This is a genomic window from Pseudomonas koreensis (genome assembly GCF_025447595.1).
Classification (GTDB): domain Bacteria; phylum Pseudomonadota; class Gammaproteobacteria; order Pseudomonadales; family Pseudomonadaceae; genus Aquipseudomonas; species Aquipseudomonas koreensis_H.
Genome location: NZ_JAOEJU010000013.1, coordinates 117,707 through 136,099 on the forward strand (window position 1 = coordinate 117,707; position 18,393 = coordinate 136,099).

The 18,393-nt window shown below is 55.9% G+C and carries 23 protein-coding genes and 1 tRNA gene; 11 read left to right on the forward strand and 13 right to left on the reverse strand.

The window, feature by feature from the left end; translation table 11 throughout:
- Positions 1–31 precede the first annotated feature (31 nt).
- The 4 genes from N8H71_RS16995 (at position 32) to N8H71_RS17010 (ending at position 2,244) form a co-directional block, all read left to right on the forward strand.
- Positions 32–778 (forward strand): 2OG-Fe dioxygenase family protein, encoded by a 747-nt coding sequence (locus tag N8H71_RS16995; RefSeq protein WP_262194877.1) that lies wholly within the window; start codon positions 32–34, stop codon positions 776–778.
- Positions 779–857: 79 nt separating this feature from the next.
- On the forward strand, positions 858–1,235 hold the full coding sequence (locus N8H71_RS17000) for a GNAT family N-acetyltransferase (protein WP_007952618.1): 378 nt from the start codon (positions 858–860) through the stop codon (positions 1,233–1,235).
- On the forward strand, positions 1,232–1,948 hold the full coding sequence (locus N8H71_RS17005) for an AzlC family ABC transporter permease (RefSeq protein WP_085702720.1): 717 nt from the start codon (positions 1,232–1,234) through the stop codon (positions 1,946–1,948). Before N8H71_RS17000 ends, N8H71_RS17005 begins: the two co-directional genes overlap by 4 nt.
- Complete coding sequence (locus tag N8H71_RS17010) at positions 1,927–2,244, forward strand: AzlD domain-containing protein (RefSeq protein ID WP_007952614.1); 318 nt, start codon at positions 1,927–1,929, stop codon at positions 2,242–2,244. Before N8H71_RS17005 ends, N8H71_RS17010 begins: the two co-directional genes overlap by 22 nt.
- Here the strand turns inward: N8H71_RS17010 and N8H71_RS17015 are convergent.
- Positions 2,161–3,087: a LysR family transcriptional regulator gene (locus N8H71_RS17015; protein WP_085608637.1), complete on the reverse strand. Its 927-nt coding sequence runs from the start codon at positions 3,085–3,087 to the stop codon at positions 2,161–2,163. The two genes, N8H71_RS17010 and N8H71_RS17015, sit on opposite strands and share 84 nt — an antisense overlap.
- Before the next feature lie 446 nt (positions 3,088–3,533).
- On the opposite strand from N8H71_RS17015, the gene N8H71_RS17020 reads away from it, so the two are divergent.
- From N8H71_RS17020 to N8H71_RS17035, 4 genes are all read left to right on the forward strand, one after another.
- Positions 3,534–4,067: a PBECR2 nuclease fold domain-containing protein gene (locus N8H71_RS17020; RefSeq protein ID WP_262194878.1), complete on the forward strand. Its 534-nt coding sequence runs from the start codon at positions 3,534–3,536 to the stop codon at positions 4,065–4,067.
- Between the two features lie 348 nt (positions 4,068–4,415).
- Complete coding sequence (locus N8H71_RS17025) at positions 4,416–4,634, forward strand: tautomerase family protein (RefSeq protein ID WP_007952610.1); 219 nt, start codon at positions 4,416–4,418, stop codon at positions 4,632–4,634.
- Positions 4,631–5,275: a DsbA family oxidoreductase gene (locus N8H71_RS17030; RefSeq protein ID WP_262194880.1), complete on the forward strand. Its 645-nt coding sequence runs from the start codon at positions 4,631–4,633 to the stop codon at positions 5,273–5,275. Before N8H71_RS17025 ends, N8H71_RS17030 begins: the two co-directional genes overlap by 4 nt.
- Before the next feature lie 37 nt (positions 5,276–5,312).
- Positions 5,313–6,023: an SDR family NAD(P)-dependent oxidoreductase gene (locus N8H71_RS17035; RefSeq protein ID WP_262194881.1), complete on the forward strand. Its 711-nt coding sequence runs from the start codon at positions 5,313–5,315 to the stop codon at positions 6,021–6,023.
- A gap of 58 nt (positions 6,024–6,081) precedes the next feature.
- Here the strand turns inward: N8H71_RS17035 and N8H71_RS17040 are convergent, their stop codons facing one another.
- Positions 6,082–6,348, reverse strand: coding sequence for a DUF3077 domain-containing protein (locus tag N8H71_RS17040; protein ID WP_262194882.1), 267 nt, complete (start codon positions 6,346–6,348; stop codon positions 6,082–6,084).
- Positions 6,349–6,848: 500 nt separating this feature from the next.
- On the opposite strand from N8H71_RS17040, the gene N8H71_RS17045 reads away from it, so the two are divergent.
- Positions 6,849–7,274, forward strand: a complete 426-nt coding sequence (locus N8H71_RS17045) for a type II toxin-antitoxin system HicB family antitoxin (protein WP_262194883.1) — start codon at positions 6,849–6,851, stop codon at positions 7,272–7,274.
- Positions 7,275–7,304: 30 nt separating this feature from the next.
- Positions 7,305–7,487 carry a hypothetical protein gene (locus N8H71_RS17050; protein WP_262194884.1) on the forward strand — a complete coding sequence of 61 codons (183 nt, stop codon included), beginning with the start codon at positions 7,305–7,307 and terminating at the stop codon, positions 7,485–7,487.
- Positions 7,488–7,664: 177 nt separating this feature from the next.
- Here N8H71_RS17050 and N8H71_RS17055 read toward each other — a convergent pair whose 3' ends face one another.
- The 4 genes from N8H71_RS17055 to N8H71_RS17070 form a co-directional block, all read right to left on the reverse strand.
- Positions 7,665–7,856, reverse strand: coding sequence for a hypothetical protein (locus N8H71_RS17055; protein ID WP_262194885.1), 192 nt, complete (start codon positions 7,854–7,856; stop codon positions 7,665–7,667).
- Between the two features lie 13 nt (positions 7,857–7,869).
- Positions 7,870–8,361 (reverse strand): hypothetical protein, encoded by a 492-nt coding sequence (locus N8H71_RS17060; protein WP_262194886.1) that lies wholly within the window; start codon positions 8,359–8,361, stop codon positions 7,870–7,872.
- Between the two features lie 26 nt (positions 8,362–8,387).
- A complete protein-coding gene (locus N8H71_RS17065) occupies positions 8,388–9,137 on the reverse strand; it encodes a hypothetical protein (protein ID WP_262194887.1) in 750 nt (249 codons plus the stop codon).
- A 422-nt stretch (positions 9,138–9,559) separates the two neighbouring features.
- The gene (locus N8H71_RS17070; RefSeq protein ID WP_262194888.1) at positions 9,560–11,008 is read right to left on the reverse strand and encodes a hypothetical protein; all 1,449 of its coding nucleotides are present in this window, start codon (positions 11,006–11,008) and stop codon (positions 9,560–9,562) included.
- 327 nt (positions 11,009–11,335) lie between these two features.
- Between N8H71_RS17070 and N8H71_RS17075 the strand changes: the two genes are divergently transcribed.
- Complete coding sequence (locus tag N8H71_RS17075) at positions 11,336–12,184, forward strand: hypothetical protein (protein WP_262194889.1); 849 nt, start codon at positions 11,336–11,338, stop codon at positions 12,182–12,184.
- Positions 12,185–12,439: 255 nt separating this feature from the next.
- Here N8H71_RS17075 and N8H71_RS17080 read toward each other — a convergent pair.
- The 7 genes from N8H71_RS17080 to N8H71_RS17110 all read right to left on the reverse strand — a co-directional run bounded on the left by N8H71_RS17080 (position 12,440) and on the right by N8H71_RS17110 (position 17,983).
- A tRNA-Thr gene (locus N8H71_RS17080) sits at positions 12,440–12,515 on the reverse strand.
- Positions 12,516–12,590: 75 nt separating this feature from the next.
- Positions 12,591–13,427, reverse strand: coding sequence for an FkbM family methyltransferase (locus N8H71_RS17085; RefSeq protein WP_262194890.1), 837 nt, complete (start codon positions 13,425–13,427; stop codon positions 12,591–12,593).
- A 343-nt stretch (positions 13,428–13,770) separates the two neighbouring features.
- Positions 13,771–15,006 (reverse strand): SAM-dependent methyltransferase, encoded by a 1,236-nt coding sequence (locus N8H71_RS17090; RefSeq protein WP_262194891.1) that lies wholly within the window; start codon positions 15,004–15,006, stop codon positions 13,771–13,773.
- Positions 14,987–15,676, reverse strand: coding sequence for an ABC transporter permease (locus N8H71_RS17095; RefSeq protein WP_007952568.1), 690 nt, complete (start codon positions 15,674–15,676; stop codon positions 14,987–14,989). Before N8H71_RS17095 ends, N8H71_RS17090 begins: the two co-directional genes overlap by 20 nt.
- Entirely contained in the window at positions 15,673–16,368 is a 696-nt protein-coding gene (locus N8H71_RS17100) for an ABC transporter permease (RefSeq protein WP_007952567.1), read from the reverse strand. The genes N8H71_RS17095 and N8H71_RS17100 overlap by 4 nt, the downstream gene beginning before the upstream one ends.
- Before the next feature lie 78 nt (positions 16,369–16,446).
- Positions 16,447–17,196: an ABC transporter substrate-binding protein gene (locus N8H71_RS17105; protein WP_262194892.1), complete on the reverse strand. Its 750-nt coding sequence runs from the start codon at positions 17,194–17,196 to the stop codon at positions 16,447–16,449.
- 13 nt (positions 17,197–17,209) lie between these two features.
- Positions 17,210–17,983: an ABC transporter ATP-binding protein gene (locus N8H71_RS17110; protein ID WP_007897462.1), complete on the reverse strand. Its 774-nt coding sequence runs from the start codon at positions 17,981–17,983 to the stop codon at positions 17,210–17,212.
- Positions 17,984–18,393: the final 410 nt, after the last annotated feature.

Consider the following 18,393-nt stretch of genomic DNA (forward strand, 5'->3'; position numbering starts at 1 on the left):
TAGGCCGCTCAATGCAGCGGAGAATTTGGTAATGATCGTTTTAACCAGAGAAGTGGGCGAATCGCTACGGCGCGACAAGTACGCCAATGTGCAGGGTGCTGACTTCAATCTCTACGGTCATTTCGCCGACTTCGTCAGACTGACCAAAAGTTGGGAAAACATGGAGCCTGACAGTTACTACGGTCAGGCCGAAGCCGGCATGCGTTACCGTCGTTACAGCGACTTTGAATACAACCCCAAGACTCGCGAACTGAAGCAGCTGGAACATCGCGCGTACGTGCAGTCCAAGGCCAACAACAGCTATGTGGGCGGCGTGGTGCGTCACTTCCAGGACTTCTCGGACGAAGTCATCAGCTCGCCGGTGATGCGCAGCCTGATCGACACCGATTTTGAAGTGTACAAAAGCGTTCTGCCGGAAGAGCTGCACGATGAAATCTGGCAGTGCCAGATCCATCAGATCCGCATCGAGATCAAGCCCGGCAAACAACTGGAAATCACCCCGGAAGGGATTCACTGCGACGGTTATCCGTTCAGCGGCGTGCACTTCTGGGGCCGCAATAATGTCGAGGGTGCGGAGAGTCGTCTGTACGACATCCACGAGCATCAACTGGCGTCGACCACCTACCAGGAAATCCTCGACACCACTTACTTCCTCGACCGCGACATGCGCCACTACGTGACACCGGCTCGCAACACTCACTCTCACGCCATGGCGTACCGGCAGATCCTGGCGATTTCTTTCTCGCGGCCCGGGACCGCTTTCGACATTGTTTGCTAATCAGATCACCCAAGTAGACGGCCTCGAGTGTTCGACGCCGGTGGTGCTGCGGCGCGCGACGGCCAAGGACGCGCAGCGCATGGAGCGTTTCTTCCGCCAGTTCGACGAAGTGTCGTTCTGCGAATGGCAGGACGCCAAATGCCTGCGGGGCGTACTGATCCAGAAAACCACCACGGCCTATCTCGCCTTCGATGTCGAAGGCGAAATCGTCGGCGCGGTGCTGGGGGGCATGCTGGGCAGTCGCGGCACCATCAACCATCTGGCGGTCAGCCTGCGCTATCGCAGCCAAGGTGTGGGCCAACGGCTGGTGGAAGCGGCGTCGGCCGATATGAAGCGAGTCGGTGTACTGCGGATGTTTCTGTTCGTCGACGATGCTAACCTCGCGGGCAAGCGTTTCTGGACGGCCCAGGGTTTTTGCGAACCTCACGGCGAGCGGACATTTGAGAGGGATCTATGAATGAAACATCCGGCAGTGCGCCGCTGATGGTCGACCGTCAGCCATCGCGCACCTTTGCCGAAGCCAGCCCGGTCGTGGCCGGTTACTTCACCGTGTCGTTCGTGTTCGGGCTGATGGCGGTCAACGCCGGGCTGCCGCTGTGGCTGCCGGTGGCCATGTGTCTGTTCGTGTATGCCGGGGCTTCGCAATTCGCGGCGCTGGCGCTGATCAGCAGCGGGGCGTCGCTGACTACCATCGTGCTGACCACGTTTCTGATCAATGCGCGGCACATGCTGATGTCGGTCTACATGGCGAAGGCCCTGCGGGCGCTGGGCCTGAGCCGCATGGAGCGCTGGTGTTACGCCGGCGGCCTGACCGACGAATCGTTCGCCTTCCACAGCGTCAAACTGGGCACTGGTGCGCCGGTGAACATTCGATATCTGATCGGCTTCAACCTGTTCTGCCACACCTCCTGGGTGATCGGCGGATTGCTCGGCGCCCTGTGCGCGCAATACGCCTCGCACCTGATCAAATACCAGCTCGACTACGCACTGACCGCGATGATGCTCTACGTGCTGGTCTCGCTGTGCAACACCCGCAACAAACTCATCGCCGCTATGGCCGCAGTCGTCTGCATGGGCGCACTGAGTCTGGTGGGCAGCTCGCCATTCAACGTTTTCATTGCCACGTTTGTGGGCTGCGGAGTGGGTGTATGCCTGACCAAACGTTCCTGATTCTGGTGGTCGCGCTGATGATGGCCGTGACCTTCCTGCCACGGGCCTTGCCGTTGCAGGTCAATACCGAGCACTGGCCGCCCTTCGTCGCTCGGGCGCTGGAATACCTGCCGGTGGCGATCGTCGCTGCGATCAGCCTGACACCCTTGTTGATCAAGGATCAGCACATACAGCTCGATCGCCCGGAATTCTATGCAGCGATTCCGACGCTGTTATGTGCGTATTTCAGCAAAAACCTCTTTCTCAGTGTGGCGGTTGGGACGGCTGCGTACATTGCGCTCGGCTCGTTCATGTAGCGGCAGATCGACCACGTCGTTCAACGCCTGGCCGGACAGATCCGGATTGTTCACCGCCAGGCGTACTTCGAGGAAATCCTCAAACCCGGGGAAAATCGTCAGGCCGTTCTTCTGCGCGGCCTCGCGGGAGACCATGCCGACCGCGTCCATCTGGGTGATGAGCGACAGGGTCAGCGTTTCGCTGCAGGAGTAAATCGTCCGTTGGCTGTTTTCGTGATTACCCAGCCCCGCGTCGAGAAAACGCAAAAAGCTGTGGGAATACGGACAATCTTCTGCGGGACGCACCTGAAACTTGTTACCAAGCAACGTCAGTGGATCGTTCTCCTGACCACAGTGAGCGCCGACCACCTGCACCTGCACTTCAGGCAGGACAATGCTTGGCAAACCCGGACGCTGCGGGCCGATCAACACCGCAAGGTCGAAGTCCTCGTTCTTCAGCTTGCTGAGGTTTTCCATCGACTCGGCGTAGCTGAATTCCATCTGGTAATCGGGAAACACCTCGATCAGGCGTCCGATCATTCGCCGGTTGAAGTCCGGCGCAAGCGTGGTGTTCAACGCCACTTTCAACGTGCGCTGTCCCGGCACCTTCAACGCTTCGACTTTCTCTTCCATCTGCCGCGTGGCAATCAGCACTCTGTCCATATAAGGCGTCAGCTCCGTGCCTTGCGGCGTCAGCGTCAGCCCTTTGTTGGAACGGCGAAACAAGCGGAAACCGAACTGCTCTTCGACCTTGTTCAACTGTGCGGCCAAGGCCTGCACAGTCAGGCACGAATGCTCGGCTGCGGCCGACAAGGAGCCGGTCTGCACGATGCGCATGAGGTTGCGTAAGGTTCTGCTATCCATGGGTAATGCCCTCTGAAGTGGGCTGGGTATTGTTGTGTACGTGACGGCCTGAACGGCGCCATTTGCTGGCTATATTCCTGTACCTGAGCATAGTTGTCGCGCAATTAGTAGCGAATTGATGTCCCCGCCGATGGCTGGAGGCTGACACAGGATCGGGGTTTTTGGTGACGTGGGGGTGATTGGGGTCAAAAAAAGTGCCCGACTCGAAGGAGCCGGGCACTTTTTTGTGCGGTCGGGTTACAGCGGCTGGGACAATTTCGTACAGCCCTCTCGCGCTGTTCAGCGTTGATGCCGGAAGCCTCCTATTGAAAGACAAGAACGGACTGATTTATTACCGCAGCACAAGTGGCTGAAATATCAGGCAGTTAATTTCGGGACTTTTTCAGTCCGAGGCCATTGGATATCCAGGCAATGCCGGCATCCGCGAAGCTAGCGAGAGGATGCCAATGAGTGTGCCTGGGAGCAGGGCGTTACCTGAACAAAAGAACTGGAAGGATCTTGGTTTACCGGACATTCGGGACATTGATCCCGAGTTACTGACTTCTGCGATCAGAGAACGTCCGGGTGCCGAGAGTCTGGAGGCTGCATGGGAGCAAGTTGCCAAAGGCTTGGGACTTCATGACGGCCTCAATTCAACAGTGATTGAGACACCCATTTGCCCTGTTCTGGTGAGGCGCGAGCACTTGTTGCACATTGTGGAAAAACGCCCGAATGCTCGGGAGCGCTTCACAGACTTCGCGCAAGACACCCTGAAAAAGCCGTTAGAGATCTGGAAGATTTCCTACGATGACGACTCTTTCCGACTGACATACATCGGTGTCTACAACACGAAATACCAGATGCTGGTCGTGATCCATATCGATCACGGCAACGTACTCTGGAACTTCATGAACTGTGACAAAAAGGGACTGAACAAGCATCGGCATGGAGAGCTGCTGTTCCAACGTTACCGATGGCCCAAACAAAAAGGGCAGCCTTAACAGACTGCCCTTCACGAAAAAGTTGCTTGATATTGTGCTCCCTCAAGCAGGGGAGAAGAGGTCTCACCCGAACGCTGATTTTCAGGTCATCAACGGGGTTCCTAACGCCGACTATCGCCACCTGATGGCAGTCGGTTTCGCGCTCTTGGGGCCGATTCTCGGCCACTGAATCTGATGTGTCAACCTACGACTTCAATGGGTAAGCGGTAGAGACATAGGTGTATCAATTCATTACACCACCTCACAAATGAAGTACCCCACCCCTACTTTTTCCCCTCCCGGCACACGCCTACATTGAGCTCCAACACCTGACCATCATCCCGAGGGCAGGTCACTGGAGTAGTCGTCATGCCATTTGTCAGCGTACGCATCACCCGCGACGGTGTTACCCGTGAGCAGAAAGCTCAGGTGATCGCCGAAATCACTGAAACCCTGGAACGCGTCCTCAACAAGCGCCCCGACCTGACCCACATCGTGATCGAAGAAGTCGACACCGATAACTGGGGCTACGCCGGCATCACCACCACCGAATACCGCCGACAACTGGCGGAACGGGGCCAGTCATGACCCCGACCGTGACCATCGATTTCGTCTCCGACGTAGTGTGTCCCTGGTGCGCACTCGGGGCGACGGCGCTGGAGCAGGCGATCGGCAATCTGGCCGGTGAGGTTTCGGTAGAGCTGACCTACAAGCCCTTCGAACTCAACCCGGACATGCCCGCCGAAGGCGAACCGGCCGGGCAGCACCTGATGCGCAAATACGGCCGCACCGCCGAAGACGTCGCCGCCGGCAAGAAGATGCAGATCGAACGTGGCAAGGCCATCGGTTTCGAGTTCGACCTGGAGAAACGCACGCATTTTCACAACACCTTCGATGCCCATCGATTGCTGATGTGGGCAGCACAGGAAGGGCGGCAAGTCGCGCTGAAAAAGATCCTGCTGCGCGCTTACTTCCGCGACGGCGACAACCCGAACGATCACCCGACGCTGATCCGTCTGGCGACCGAAGCGGGACTGGATGCGGCGAGGGCCCGCAAGGTGCTGGCCAACGACGAGTTCGCCAGCGAAGTGCGGCAACTGCAGGCGTTCTACCGGCAGCACGGGGTCAACTCGGTGCCCGCGCTGATCCTGAACGGCAAGCACCTCGTGTCCGGTTCGCAATCGGTTGAGTACTACGAACAAATGCTGAAACAAGTGGCTAGCGCCTGATTCAACACCTATTTATTTATTGATTGAGGATTTCATCATGAGCAACTCGAAAAAAACCGTCGTTATCACCGGTGCTTCCCAAGGTTTGGGCGAAGGCATGGTCAAGGCCTTCCGTGAGCTGGGCTACAACATCGTCGCCACCTCGCGCTCGATCAAACCGTCGAACGACCCGCAGATCCTGACCATTGCCGGCGACATCGGCGACCCTGCTACCGCACTGCGCGTAATCAGCGAAGGCGTGGCACGCTTCGGTCGCATCGACACCCTGGTCAACAACGCCGGCATCTTCGTCGCCAAACCGTTCACCGCCTACACCCCGGAAGACTACGCGGCGGTGCTGTCGGTCAATCTCAACGGCTTCTTCTACATCACCCAACTGGCCATCGCCGAGATGGAAAAACAGGGCAAGGGCCACGTGGTCAACATCACCACCAGCCTGGTCGACCACGCCATCGACGGCGTGCCCTCGGTCCTCGCTTCGCTGACCAAGGGCGGCCTCAACGCCGCCACCAAATCCCTGGCCATCGAATACGCCAAACGCGGAATCCGGGTGAACGCGGTATCGCCGGGCATCATCAAAACGCCGATGCACGGCGAGGAAACCCACGCGGCACTGGGTGCACTGCATCCGGTTGGGCACATGGGTGAGATCGACGATATTGCGCAGGCGGTGGTGTATCTCGATAACGCGAACTTTGTGACGGGGGAGATTCTGCATGTGGATGGCGGGCAGAGCGCTGGGCACTGATTGATGCGGTAATACAAAGCCCTTGCAGCGATGCGAGGGCTTTTTTGTGGACGACAGCTTATGGATCTGGGCTCAGCACTTTGACCGCGTTATCGACCAGCGCCTTGCTCAACTCCTGCAAATATTGCGAGGCGCAGGCGTGGAGTTCTGGATCGTTGGCGGCAGAAGTATCTGACGTGAGCAGTTTGGAAATGTGGAGTAGATGCGAGGCGTGTGAGAGGGCGGTGACGACCGGGACGCCGGAGTTGGTGCGGAAGAGGGCGTGGTTGGACTGGAAGGAGAAATGGGTGAGGCCGAGGGTTTTCAGATCGTGGGGATTGGTCATGGCTTCACCTACCGTTTGCTGGAAGGTGGAAAGGGCGAACTTCGAACGAATTGATGCTAATCATTTGTGAAACTCCCTGTATCAAATGAGGGCTGCCAATTCGTTCTCAGGCGAAAGGGTGGCAGCTATGCGCAGGCTGAGAAACCGGAGATACAGGAACCCGGCAGGCCCGAAGACCTCCCACGCACAGCCGCCATTGCACGGAAATGCAGGCACAAAAAAACGCCGGCAAACGTGGGTTGGGGCGCTGGTGCGCCTGCATCTTACGCGGGTTCTCAGGCCCGGTCGCTGAATTGGCAGCGATGGGTTTGACGGTAGCGTGGGGGAGGGGGGAGCGCAATCGTGGCCAGGTGGTGGCGGGGAGGCCGACATACTCGCATGCAACACTTATGTTGCATGGGTAACAAATATGTTGCACGGTCGCTCTACCGAAGCGGCGAGTGATGCGCGAGAGCAACATCGAATTTCGGCATGCGGTTGGACCCATGAGAGGAAGCGTGATGTTCGAATATGCTTTGGAAGTCCACGAAGAGCCGGGCAATGTCTGGTTGTCCTGCGCAGAAATTCCAGAGATGCATGCGGCGGGCGACACCCTCGAGGAAGCGCTCGACGGCGCCATTGATGCGATGGAAACAGCCTTGTCGATATACGTTGATGATCGCCGGTTCATTCCGACAGGTGATGCAGGAGAGCAAGAAAGTGACACTGTTTTGCGTTTGCCTACGCTGACTGCCTCGAAGGTTGCGCTGTGGAATACGCTTCTGGAATCTGGGAAGAGCAAAGCGGAGTTGGCACGCCGTTTGGGTGTTCAACGGCCTCAGTTAGATCGATTAGTCGATTTCCTGCATCACTCCAAAATTGAGAATGTGGAGCGAGCGTTGAAGCAGCTTGGGCGCCGGATATTGCTTTCGATTGAGGCTGCGTAGGTTCACCAACTGAGCGTTGGAGAACTGTAATTGAATGATGAGATTGCGATGGCCGATGAGCTGGAGCGGTTTCAGAAAGACTTGTTGGACTCTGTACTGCAAATGACGGCCGCAAGGAGGACGAGTGGATTGGAAGAGCTGTTCTCCACAGCTGATTTAGGGGTAAGGCTGGAGATTCGCAAAGTGTTTTCGCCAGGCTACCTAACGAAATAAGGGTTGTTGTGTGCCTCCGATTCTTAAGTCGTAAAGGCTTTTTTGTAGGTGAATGGAGTTAACCGCTGTTCGCGAGAGCGATCCTCTGGTGTCTTTATAAAATATTGGACTTTTAGAAAAGCAAAAGCCCCCACCTATCACTAGGTGAGGGCTTTCTTGATTCTTTTAGAAAAAGCACTAGCCGTGCGAGTAAGCCAATAGGATTTCTTTTACGCTTGGCTTGTCGTTCAGTTTCTTAACCATTTGTGCATAAATATCCGCTTCGTCGTTTTGACGAATGGGCTGTACGCGCTGGTTTGGCAACCTGAGGGCATCCAAAGCAGAATCACTTTGGTGCTGCGATTGAAGGTTAGCGAAAGGGATATTCATTTTTTGCGCTCCGTCACTCTGCTCGGTTGAAAAAACGATGGTTCAGTTCTGGTCGGAAATAGTGTTTTCTGTCGATCCACACAAATCCGTCGTGCTTGCTTATGACCGCAACGTCAATTGGTCCCGATACCGACTCTGACGGTCGGGTAACGCGTTCTTTAAGCGACTCCAGCTCGATCAGACTTTTGGCTAGACCTGCCATCTCTGGAAGCGGCAGCAAATGTACAATGGTTGACAGTGGAAATATATGCTGATTCCGGACGTGTTGATGCCATCGGTCTGAATGAGCGCTGTTCACCTCATCGATGATCTGCGCCTTCCGTGCTGGGTCGAGCGTAGCCACTGTACCAATCTCTGCAATAATCTTGTCACTCAGCTCATCAAAAGCCTGAATTGTCGACGTATTGAGCGTATTGAACACATCTGGCGAGATCCCCATCCGAAATGTATCAATCATGTGAGTAGTGGCAAACGGCTGGATGACAGCCGGACAGTTGGCATCCATGATGGTTGGGGCCTGCCGGTTCAGAATCAGCCTATCTCCCAAAAAGCCGTAACAGTCAAACGTCTCGAGAACAGGGAAATACTCTTCCTTACCACACCTGTCTTGTCGGCGTACAAGAAGAACTCTTTGACAGCAAGCTTTGCCAAGGCCTCAAGGAACCTTGTGATCAAGTAGCCCCTAGAGTTGGATTGCATGAACAAAAATATTGAGGACGTGGCCACCGGCGATAACTGAGGAGCGGTGCTCGCATAGGCATTAGCTATGTCTGCTTCTCTAAGCAGTGAAGGCAGAGGCAAAGCATCGATATCAAGTTCGCACCCTTGCAGCGCACTCTCTATTTCTTGATCTGATTTGCCAGAGAGATCGTCAATTTGTTCCACGCCAGCATGGTTTGCTATTCGCATCTGTAACCGGTATAGGGCGGCTGCGACTAGGTCGAACAAAGTTTTTGATTTTGCCTCTTCCGAAAAGAATTTTTCTTCTTTTTCAACGAACTCAAAAAAACGTTGAGGATAAGTTTCAAGCTTATCGTATTGGTCGTGCCCAAGAGACTCTCGGTAAGCTTTGATGGGCAGCTCCCAAGGCACCCCGTGAAGATCTGCGGACCCATATATCATTAGTCCTACCGGCCCGACTCTGCTTAATTCAAAAAGCTTATTCGCTCCCTTGAAATAGCGCTTTTCTTGCTGTCCATCCTTCCATGATGTGACAGTCGTGGCGCTGTCGGCAGCCAGCACTACAGCAGTTCGGCTCATGATAGCTATTTCCGCGGTCATTGCTGTCCTCCTGATGGCTGACTGAAATATGGCTCAGATCTGGGTGTTCGGCCATTATTAATGTAGGGTTTCACAAAATAGGCGCATCCCTATCGCCTTTCCCTAGTATCCACCCGGCGTTATCGGAACCGCGAGCGACTTTCTGGCTCTAGTGTTGGCGCTTGCGCATCATTGGTGTGAACCTCAGAGAGCTTGCTACTGGAAAGCATCACCGGGCGCGTACCGATCTTGGGTGCTAGGCTGTTTCCAACGTACACAGCTCGCTCCCACGGAGCTTTCGCGCACTCCAAGTGCGTGAAAACATTGTGTGAAGGGCTGTGTGAAAACTTTTTGCGCGATACGCCAATCGCAGCGGTGGTGTTTGCCGCCGAGGTACCCACATCTGAGCGATTCAAGTGGTGGATGCCAGCCTTGGTATCGGCTTAAAGAGAAGCGCCACCAGGACCTTCCTTTCCATAATTGATCGCGGGTGGTGGCTGCCATCCTGCAACAGGCCCAACATGTATCTTCACACCTCTGGCAAATTGCTCTTGTAGATATGGAGCACCCCTATACAAAATCGCATCACAATCTTTCTCCAGCGCCTTGTACAAAGAATTATCGCTGCCACAGCTGTACAGCAGGGCCACGTTCAGTACGCCTTCTTTACTTTTCGCCAATACTTTTACATAGAGGTCACTTGTATCATCAGTAAACTCCACTGCCCATCCAGCGTTTCTTAGAGGTCGTACTAAATCGTCGATACAATCCTTCATAAGCAGCGCCTTTCGAAGGGGCGCTCCGTCATCGGTTGGCACGACAGGGACCAATCTTCCGTTCTCGTGATAACGCTTCTCGCCCATGAGTTTTATAACCATTTGAGCAGATCCATGAAGAATCGCCTGGTGCCATAAAAGTTCGCTGTCTTTGTTCGCCGCCGGGAAGAGAAGTGGAGCTGAATTATCTTGTTGATACCACGACTGGATTACACCCACAGTAGATATGGCAACAATCAATCGAGACAAATTTGCCTGTTGCCATTCGGGTGAAAGCCCATGTGCAAAAAGATGTCTGTTTAAACGGGCCGCGCCTTTGTATTGGTCTGTGTTTTTGTAAAAAGAATCTTGCAACCAACGCCTGAATGTTTCAAATGCAAAGACCATCTCGTCCATGTCGAATAGATATTCAGTGGTTTTGTAGTGACTGGGAGCCCACATCCCTTCAAAGTGAAGCTCGGCAGCATTACTGATGGCTCGCGCAACGGTTTTATTCACTCTTTCCATGGTGCTTAGGGATTGGGTTTCCTTGGGAAGTATTTTTGTAATAGCGCCTTCAATGGCCGGGATGAGCGCCGCTATGCTTGCCGATTTGTAACCGGCGTAGAACGCCAAATAAGCCTCTCTGGCCAGAGGGCGGATATCAGCGAGGCAAGGCGCCCCAACCATTATTTGCTCTATGCAGACAGCTTCGAAAGAGAGCGTGTAGATGGTGGAAGTATGATAGTTGAACAGCTTTATCGCGTCTTCGGCGGTTCGATGCTCGCAGTCATTAAGTATTGTTGTTACGTCTTTTCTACAGATCCAGAAAGGCGAGAACCACTCGAGTTTTTCCCAGATTGCTGCCGTCTTTGAATAAGATTCGTCCCGCTTGGTCCAATTTTCTCGGTTCGCTTCTGTGGTCACAGGAAAACATGCGCTTCCGTGCTCAGTATGAATTACCACACAATCGGTTTTGCAAAACCGCCCCACATCTTCGCGTACAACTCCGGAGACAGCTAAACCTTTCGCCTTTGCCCAGCTTTCAATCTCTACCAGATTTACCTTATCTTGGTTGGAGTTTTTAAATCTCGCCCAGATGCCGCGAAACGCAAATTCCAACGTTTTCCTTTCCATGATTTTCTCCAAGAGCACGAGATCGAGTCATTCGATATGGCAAAATTTGGCACAGTCGCGCTCAGATTGGCCAGGGTAGATGTACGTTGTATCTCTTGGGTGGGCGAGCCGCCCCCGTTATTTCCTTCCGCACGCGCATTGATTCGCTAGAAAAACCAGAACGAATGAGCCCCAGAGTCTACAGCGTCGATGCGAGCTCGATTGGTCAGAAAATCGGTAAGCAATCCTGGCTCGCTACCGGCAACCTAGCCAAAGCAGTTGGAGTAACGTTCCGAACCAAGTAGCCTCTGACAACAACCCTCTACCTGCCTGGAGTTTTGAATCCTCATGGATGATAGCTATGAAATTGGACACAGATTGATTGTAGTGGTCCCCGATAAAACCGCTGAAGCTATGCGCAAAGCGCAGACAGCACCCTCAGCTTCTGAAGAAAGCTTCGCAACAAAAATCGCAAAATCCGTCTTCTCTTTGTATACGGAACCCTTCGCTATCACTCTAGGTAAACAAGCTGTAGAACTGATAAAGACGATCATGGAGGCGCTCGATAAAGGCGCTGACCTCACTACTTTAAGCAATACCGAAACTAAGAAGCTGAAACTCATATTCCCGCCCGGACATCCCCGAGAAAATGTTGTTTACGCCCAGCACCCTGCAAATCCTTCGGTTTACTACACGGCAAGCTCGTTTCACCGTCAGGCGTTTGAGCATAAATTCGCGGAAGTTGTAACTCTCCTATCGAGCTTAGGAGCGAATGAAATCATGGTTGAACATGTCGTCGGCTGGGACCAAGACTTTTCTGCTGGCCTGGGAATAGCAGTCCCATCTCAAGACTCTGCTTCGTTAGGTGCTGGCAAAAAGGGGTTGGAGAGCTCTGCGGTTCTATTTGATGCAAAACTGGAAGGGCATAACAGCCCGTCAATTCCGGAGAATTTGACTTGGTATCCTCATGAAGCTCTTTGGCAGGCTGTTGCTACCGCTCGCGTAACCAACGGGCTGAAGAACTTCAATCTTTCACTCACGTATTCTGATGACTACGGGTTGAATGCTGGTTTTAAGGCCACCATTAAGGGGACTGGGTTGGATCTGGGAGGAAAATTTGAAGAGCACCAATCTACCGTCTGGAAAATAACCGGTACGTTTGGTCCTGCGAGCTTGCAGAAGGGGCCAGATGTCTGACCCGCTTTAAATGTATGTCGATGTGAGGAAGAAAGCCTAAACAGGGCCTTTCTTCAAAGATGGCTTCTAAGTGTTACTGCGCACAGAAAAGGTTACAGATCTATTTTTCAATCACTGCCCACGTTGCGCTTCGACTGAGGAGCGAGCGCGCAGTGATGATGTTCGGCGTACAAATCTCTCCCATTGCGGCAAGAGCATTCTCCAAACCCCAGAAACAACAAAGCCCCTGCATTTCTGCAGGGGCTTCGTTTTGTATGGTGCCGGCACCAGGAATCGAACCCGGGACCTACTGATTACAAGTCAGTTGCTCTACCATCTGAGCTATACCGGCGTGTGGGCGACGATTATAGCGGCTCGGTTGCTTCTGTAAACCCCTGAATTCAGACTATTTTTGCGCGGGCTTCGATCAGGCTCGGCGCAGGACGCTGCGCAGTTTCTGAAGGGCTCGCCAGGCGCGGTTGTTCTGGAGGGCGCGCAGTTGGGCTTCGGCGTGTTCGGCGCGTTGTGTGGCGGCGCTGATTTGCGCCAGGGCGTCGGCTTCGCTGGGGCTGACGGGGTGGGCGAAGGGGTGGCCGAGGCACAGCTGGAAGTTGTCGAGCTGGCAGGGCGGCATTTCGAAGGCGGGCTTGAGGTTCAGGTGTTCGTCGGCGAGGAAGTAGCTGTTGAGGCCGTCGAAGCAGACGTTGGTGTAGCCGGCGTCGGTGATCAGGTGTTCCCAGGTGTGGTCGCGCTCGAACGGGGTTTCGATGAGGATGATCCACGGGCGGAAGCGGCTGAAGTCCATGCCGCGCAGCACGGTTTCTTCGTGGCCTTCGACGTCGATTTTCAGGAAGTGGATTTCGCGGCCGGTGGCGTGTTCTTCGCAGATTGAGGTCAGGGTTCGGGCCTTGACGGTGAGGCTGCGCACGTCAAGGCCTAGGTCGCGGCGTTCCTGGGCGGTGACGGGGTCGGCGGTGGACAAGCCGGTGCCGGGAATGCCGTAGAAGGTCACTTCGCCGGGCTCATCACTGGCGATGCATTGCAGCGTCGTGTCGCGCGGGCGTTGTTGGCGCAGGGCGTCGTGGAAGTTTTGCATCGGCTCGACGTTGATGCCGCTCCAGCCGCGATCATAGAACGCCTTGGTCACCGAGTCGTGGATCGGGTCGTTGGCGCCGACATCGATGTAGAAGCCGTTTTCGAAGAACTTGAGGGCGCGCCACAGGCGTATGTCTTCGAAATTCTGTGCGTAAGAGATGAACGTCACGGTCACTCCCTGTCGGTCAGATTCTTCTTGTACGTGCGTCGCTGCCGGCACGGTGTGAGTCTGTATAGCAAGGGCGGATGGCAGGCGCAATTGCCCGCTGCCGGCGTCCGCGATTCGGCGGTTATGTCCTTTTGGTCGAGGGCTTATGCACAACAGGCTTTGAAGAGGGCGGGCTTAGGCAGGTTTTTGTGGACGGGTTCTCATTTGAGTCGCAAATCCCTGTTTTGCCGGTTTTTTATTTATGTGAACAAAAAATGACCAGTGCTGTTAATGGCCTGAAACAGCCGTGGATATTGGATCCACGATAAATCCATCAACAGAGTTATCCACAGGCTGTGAAAGATTAAACGCGTTCGGCCAGCAACAGGAAATTGCGCGGTGTGAGCGGCGCCTCGCAGAAGGTGCCGAGACGTACGACGTATCCCTGTTCGGTGAGGAAAAGTGCCCGATCCAGATTCAGCCAAAGCTCCAGCGGGCGTCGGAACAGTCCGCGCAGCAGTTCCAGGTTACGAACTTCGGCCAATCGCTGCCAACCGGCGGCCTCCAGTGCTACCCAATCTGGCGAGCCGATTGTGGATAACTCTTTCAACGCTGCCAGGTCGCAGCAGTAATCGGCGAACGGTTTGTCCAGCCAGGCGCTGGGTAGAGAAGGCGTTGGCAAGTATTCGTCGACGCCGCGCACTTGCCGTTGCAGGAAGTCGAAGGCCAGTCGCCGGGCCATGGAGGTGTCACGCTGACGTCGGACGCGGGCACCAGCGGTGACGGTTTCGCTCATTGGCAGTGAAAGATCTTCCAGCGAGAGCTGTAGGTCAGATCGCGATCCTGCGGAGGACAACGCCTGATACTCAGTGCGACTGATCCGGTTGTAGCAGCACGGTGCAATCGCCAATTGTCGGCAGCCAGCGGCGGAGGCAAGTTGCATCAGCCGCACATGCAGATCGCCACAAGCGTGCAGGGCAACAGGCGTGTGTTCGGCGCTCAGCAATAAAGCGGTGTTCCCGGCGAGCACATCCTGCTCGACATGCAGCGCATGCAGGTGATGACGCTGACTCAACGCCTGACCGCTCGCAACCAGCGCCGGGTCATATTCCAGACAGGTGAGTTGCTGATCAGCGCCGAGCAGACGCCGACCCAAATGCCCTTTGCCCGAACACCAATCCAGCCAGTGCTTCGGTTGCGAGGCAAACGACAAGCGGCTGGCGAAGGCTTCGATCTGCTGCCATTTGCGCCCCGGCACATCGACATTAAGACGATGCCCGGCGGCTTCCAGCGAATTTGCAGGCAGCTCACCGACCGAACTCAACTCAAGCGACAATGCCGCCAATGAAGCAAACGGCTCCGGCGTATCCAAGAGTTCTGCAGGTTGGTTGTGGGCGTTTTCCGCATCCTCCAGCGACCGCCCGCGTAGCCACGAGGCCAGTTCCGGGTAGGACGCTTCCCATGGCAGTTGCAGATGAGTGAACGGGCGGGGTTTCCACAGCGCCTGATGGGCTGTGAGAAATGTATTCAGTGCCGTGAAGCGGGCGAGTAGATTCTCGCCCGTCAGCACGTCGGAAGAATCAGCGCCCTTGGCACGCATCGACGCGCAGCCAGCGTTCCAGCAGCTTGAAGCCGCGAACCAGCACGTAGGCCATCACCAGATAGAACACACCGGCAGCGAAGAAGATCTCCACCGGCAGGTAAGTGCGGGCAATGATCGTGCGCGCCATGCCGGTCAGTTCCAGCAAGGTCACGGTGCTGGCCAGGGCGCTGGCCTTGAGCATCAGGATCACTTCGTTGCTGTAGGCCGGCAGGCCGATGCGCGCGGCACGCGGCAGGATGATGTAGAACAGCGCTTTCGGCCGGGACATGCCCAATGCCCGCGCCGCTTCGATCTCACCCGGCGGAATCGCCTGGATCGCTCCGCGCAGGATCTCGGCGATGTACGCCGCCGTGTGCAGGGTCATGGTTGCTGTGGCACACCAGAACGGATCGCGCAGGTATGGCCACATCGAGCTGTTACGCACCGCATCGAACTGCGCCAGGCCGTAGTAGACCAGGAACAGCTGAACCAGCAACGGCGTGCCACGGAAAAAGAAGATGTAGGCGTAGGGCAAAGCGCGCACGTACCACAGCTTCGAAGAGCGGGCGATGCCCAGCGGAATCGCCAGCAGCAAACCGGCGATCACGGCGATGGCCACCAGTTCCAGGGTCAGCGTCGCGCCCTGGGCCAGTTTCGGCAGCCATTTGATGATGACTTCCCAATTCATTGAGCGCTCCTCGCGAAGCCGCGTGCGGCGCGTTTTTCCAGCAGGTGCATGCCGATCATCGCCAGTACAGTCAGGCACAGGTACATGAGCGCCGCCACCATATAGAAGGTGAATGGCTGCTTGGACACGGTTACGCCGATCTGTGCGTGGCGCATGATTTCTTCCAGGCCGATGACCGACACCAGCGCGGTGTCTTTCATCAGGATCATGAACAGGTTGCCCAGGCCGGGCAGGGCGATACGCCACATTTGCGGCATGATCAGTCTGGTGAAGATCCGCCATTTCGACAGGCCCAGGGCCACGCCGGCCTCACGGTGGCCTTTGGGAATGGCGAGGATGGCGCCACGAAACACTTCCGTGGCGTAGGCGCCGAAGCACAGGCCCAGCGCGATGACGCCGGCGGCGAAGGCGCTGAGTTCCAGCTCGGGATTGCCGAGGAACTCACCGAGCGCGCGCATCGCGTTGACCGTACCGAAGTAGATCAACAGCACCCAGAGCAATTCCGGGACACCGCGCACCAGGGTCGAATAGGTTCCGCCAAGCCATTGCAGCGGCTTGTACGGGGAAGTCTTGGCCAAGGCGCCGAGCAGACCGAGCACCAGCCCCAGGCACAGGGCCGAGAGTGCCAGTTTGACGGTCATCAGCGCGCCGGCGAAGAGCGCCGGGCCGAATCCGTAGAGGTCGATAATCATGGATTTCTTTTCAAATCGCGGCAGGCAAGGCCGGGGATCGGCGCCGTCATGTAACGGCACCGATCCGGCAGGTCAGGATCAGTAGATGCTGAACGGGAAGTACTTGTCGTTGATCTTCTTGTAGGTACCGTCGGCAACGATTTCCTTCAGCGCGGCGTTCAGCTTCTCGCGGATCGGGTCGCCTTTGCGTACAGCGATACCGATCTTGTCGCTTTCTTCCACCGGGTCGCCCTTGAATTCGTAGGCTTTGCCGGCGTCGCTTTTCAGCCACTCGTAGTTGACGTATTTGTCGGCGAGGATGCCGTCCAGGCGACCGGAAGTCAGGTCGAGGTAGGCGTTTTCCTGGGTGTCGTACAGCTTGACGGTGATGTCGTCACCGAAGTTGTCTTCCAGGAAGGTGCCGGCCAGGGTCGCACGTTGTGCGCCAATGATCTTGCCTTTCAGCGCAGCCTTGTCGGTCTTGAAGTCGACGTTTTTCGGCGCGATGAATTGCAGCTTGTTGGAGTAGTACGGGTCGGTGAAGTCCACCGCTTGCTTGCGCTCGTCGGTGATCGACATCGAGGAGATCAGGAAGTCGAACTTTTTGGCGTTGAGGGCCGGGATGATGCCGTCCCAGTCCGAGGTGACGACGGAGCATTCAACTTTCATCTTGGCGCACAGAGCGTCGCCGATGTCTTTGTCGAAGCCGACGACGTTACCGCTGGCGTCTTTGTTGTTGAACGGCGGGTAAGCCGCTTCGATGCCCATCTTCAGGGTCTCGGCCATGGCACCGGCGCTGAATGCGAGGGTGACGGCGGCGGCCAGGAAGACCTTTTTGTAGTTCTGCATGCGGGTAGCTCCGTTAGCGGTTGCTGGACATGAATTGTTTGCAGCGCGCCGAAAGCGGGTTTTCGAACACCTGCTGTGGCGATCCTTGCTCTTCTACCAGGCCCTGGTGGAGGAACACCACTTCGCTGGAGACCTGACGGGCGAAGCCCATTTCATGGGTCACGAGCAGCATGGTGCGGCCTTCTTCGGCCAATGCGCGGATGACATTAAGTACTTCCTGGACCATTTCCGGGTCAAGGGCGGAGGTGGGCTCGTCGAACAGGATCACCTTGGGCTGCATCGCCAGCGTACGGGCAATCGCCGCGCGCTGTTGCTGGCCGCCGGATAGTTGCGCCGGGTAGGCGTGGCGCTTGTCGGCGATGCCGACCTTGGCCAGCAGCGCTTCGGCCACTTCGATGGCTTCGGCCTTGCTCTGGCCGAGCACGCGGCGCGGGGCTTCGATGATGTTGTCGAGCACGCTCATGTGCGGCCACAGATTAAAGTTTTGAAACACAAAACCAATCTCGGAGCGCAGGCGGTTGATCTGCTTGCCGTCGGCGGCAACCAGTTCGCCATTCTTGGCGGCCTTGAGCTTGAGTTCTTCCCCGGCCACCAGGATCTGGCCCTGATGCGGGTTTTCCAACAGGTTGATGCAACGCAGGAACGTGGACTTGCCGGAACCGGAGGAACCCAGGATCGAGATCACATCGCCGTCGCGGGCGGTCAGCGAGATGCCTTTGAGCACCTCAAGCTGTCCGTAGCGTTTGTGCAAGTTGCGGATTTCAAGCGCGGGCGTGGCCTCAGCCATGTGCGTTCCTCATATATGTTGCGCTCCTGCTGTTGGTTGGCCTTCCTGGCGAGGCGGCCAAGCTAGCATAGCGTTTCAATGGCAGCCAACAGCGCTACGAGCGGTAAACGGATGGCGTGTGGCAGGTTGTCGCATCGGCGCAGCAGACTGTCGCCCCATCAACAACCGAACGGGTGTTTGAACGTGGAATCCCGTGGGTGTCGCGTAAAAAAAGGCGCGATGTTGCCACCTTTGGCGGGGTGTTGGAAGCGCTAACCGGCCGAACGCTCCTCATTCGCCCTTTTATTGTGCATCCCGTACTTTTTCAGTGTGTTTCTGGTGCGCTGATTCGTTTAAAAAGTGGGTCGCAGGGTAACGCTTTGGCGAAAGGCCATTATTCTCAATGACTTGCGATGACTGTCCGGTCGCGC

Excerpts from the sequence above, each read along its gene's own strand:
- N8H71_RS16995 (WP_262194877.1), top strand. The coding sequence starts at position 32 with ATGATCGTTTTAACCAGAGAAGTGGGCGAATCGCTACGGCGCGACAAG.
- N8H71_RS17000 (WP_007952618.1), top strand. The coding sequence starts at position 858 with ATGGAGCGTTTCTTCCGCCAGTTCGACGAAGTGTCGTTCTGCGAATGG.
- N8H71_RS17005 (WP_085702720.1), top strand. The coding sequence starts at position 1,232 with ATGAATGAAACATCCGGCAGTGCGCCGCTGATGGTCGACCGTCAGCCA.
- N8H71_RS17010 (WP_007952614.1), top strand. The coding sequence starts at position 1,927 with ATGCCTGACCAAACGTTCCTGATTCTGGTGGTCGCGCTGATGATGGCC.
- N8H71_RS17015 (WP_085608637.1), bottom strand. The coding sequence starts at position 3,087 with ATGGATAGCAGAACCTTACGCAACCTCATGCGCATCGTGCAGACCGGC.
- N8H71_RS17020 (WP_262194878.1), top strand. The coding sequence starts at position 3,534 with ATGAGTGTGCCTGGGAGCAGGGCGTTACCTGAACAAAAGAACTGGAAG.
- N8H71_RS17025 (WP_007952610.1), top strand. The coding sequence starts at position 4,416 with ATGCCATTTGTCAGCGTACGCATCACCCGCGACGGTGTTACCCGTGAG.
- N8H71_RS17030 (WP_262194880.1), top strand. The coding sequence starts at position 4,631 with ATGACCCCGACCGTGACCATCGATTTCGTCTCCGACGTAGTGTGTCCC.
- N8H71_RS17035 (WP_262194881.1), top strand. The coding sequence starts at position 5,313 with ATGAGCAACTCGAAAAAAACCGTCGTTATCACCGGTGCTTCCCAAGGT.
- N8H71_RS17040 (WP_262194882.1), bottom strand. The coding sequence starts at position 6,348 with ATGACCAATCCCCACGATCTGAAAACCCTCGGCCTCACCCATTTCTCC.
- N8H71_RS17045 (WP_262194883.1), top strand. The coding sequence starts at position 6,849 with ATGTTCGAATATGCTTTGGAAGTCCACGAAGAGCCGGGCAATGTCTGG.
- N8H71_RS17055 (WP_262194885.1), bottom strand. The coding sequence starts at position 7,856 with ATGAATATCCCTTTCGCTAACCTTCAATCGCAGCACCAAAGTGATTCT.
- N8H71_RS17060 (WP_262194886.1), bottom strand. The coding sequence starts at position 8,361 with ATGGATGCCAACTGTCCGGCTGTCATCCAGCCGTTTGCCACTACTCAC.
- N8H71_RS17065 (WP_262194887.1), bottom strand. The coding sequence starts at position 9,137 with ATGACCGCGGAAATAGCTATCATGAGCCGAACTGCTGTAGTGCTGGCT.
- N8H71_RS17070 (WP_262194888.1), bottom strand. The coding sequence starts at position 11,008 with ATGGAAAGGAAAACGTTGGAATTTGCGTTTCGCGGCATCTGGGCGAGA.
- N8H71_RS17075 (WP_262194889.1), top strand. The coding sequence starts at position 11,336 with ATGGATGATAGCTATGAAATTGGACACAGATTGATTGTAGTGGTCCCC.
- N8H71_RS17090 (WP_262194891.1), bottom strand. The coding sequence starts at position 15,006 with ATGCGTGCCAAGGGCGCTGATTCTTCCGACGTGCTGACGGGCGAGAAT.
- N8H71_RS17095 (WP_007952568.1), bottom strand. The coding sequence starts at position 15,676 with ATGAATTGGGAAGTCATCATCAAATGGCTGCCGAAACTGGCCCAGGGC.
- N8H71_RS17100 (WP_007952567.1), bottom strand. The coding sequence starts at position 16,368 with ATGATTATCGACCTCTACGGATTCGGCCCGGCGCTCTTCGCCGGCGCG.
- N8H71_RS17105 (WP_262194892.1), bottom strand. The coding sequence starts at position 17,196 with ATGCAGAACTACAAAAAGGTCTTCCTGGCCGCCGCCGTCACCCTCGCA.
- N8H71_RS17110 (WP_007897462.1), bottom strand. The coding sequence starts at position 17,983 with ATGGCTGAGGCCACGCCCGCGCTTGAAATCCGCAACTTGCACAAACGC.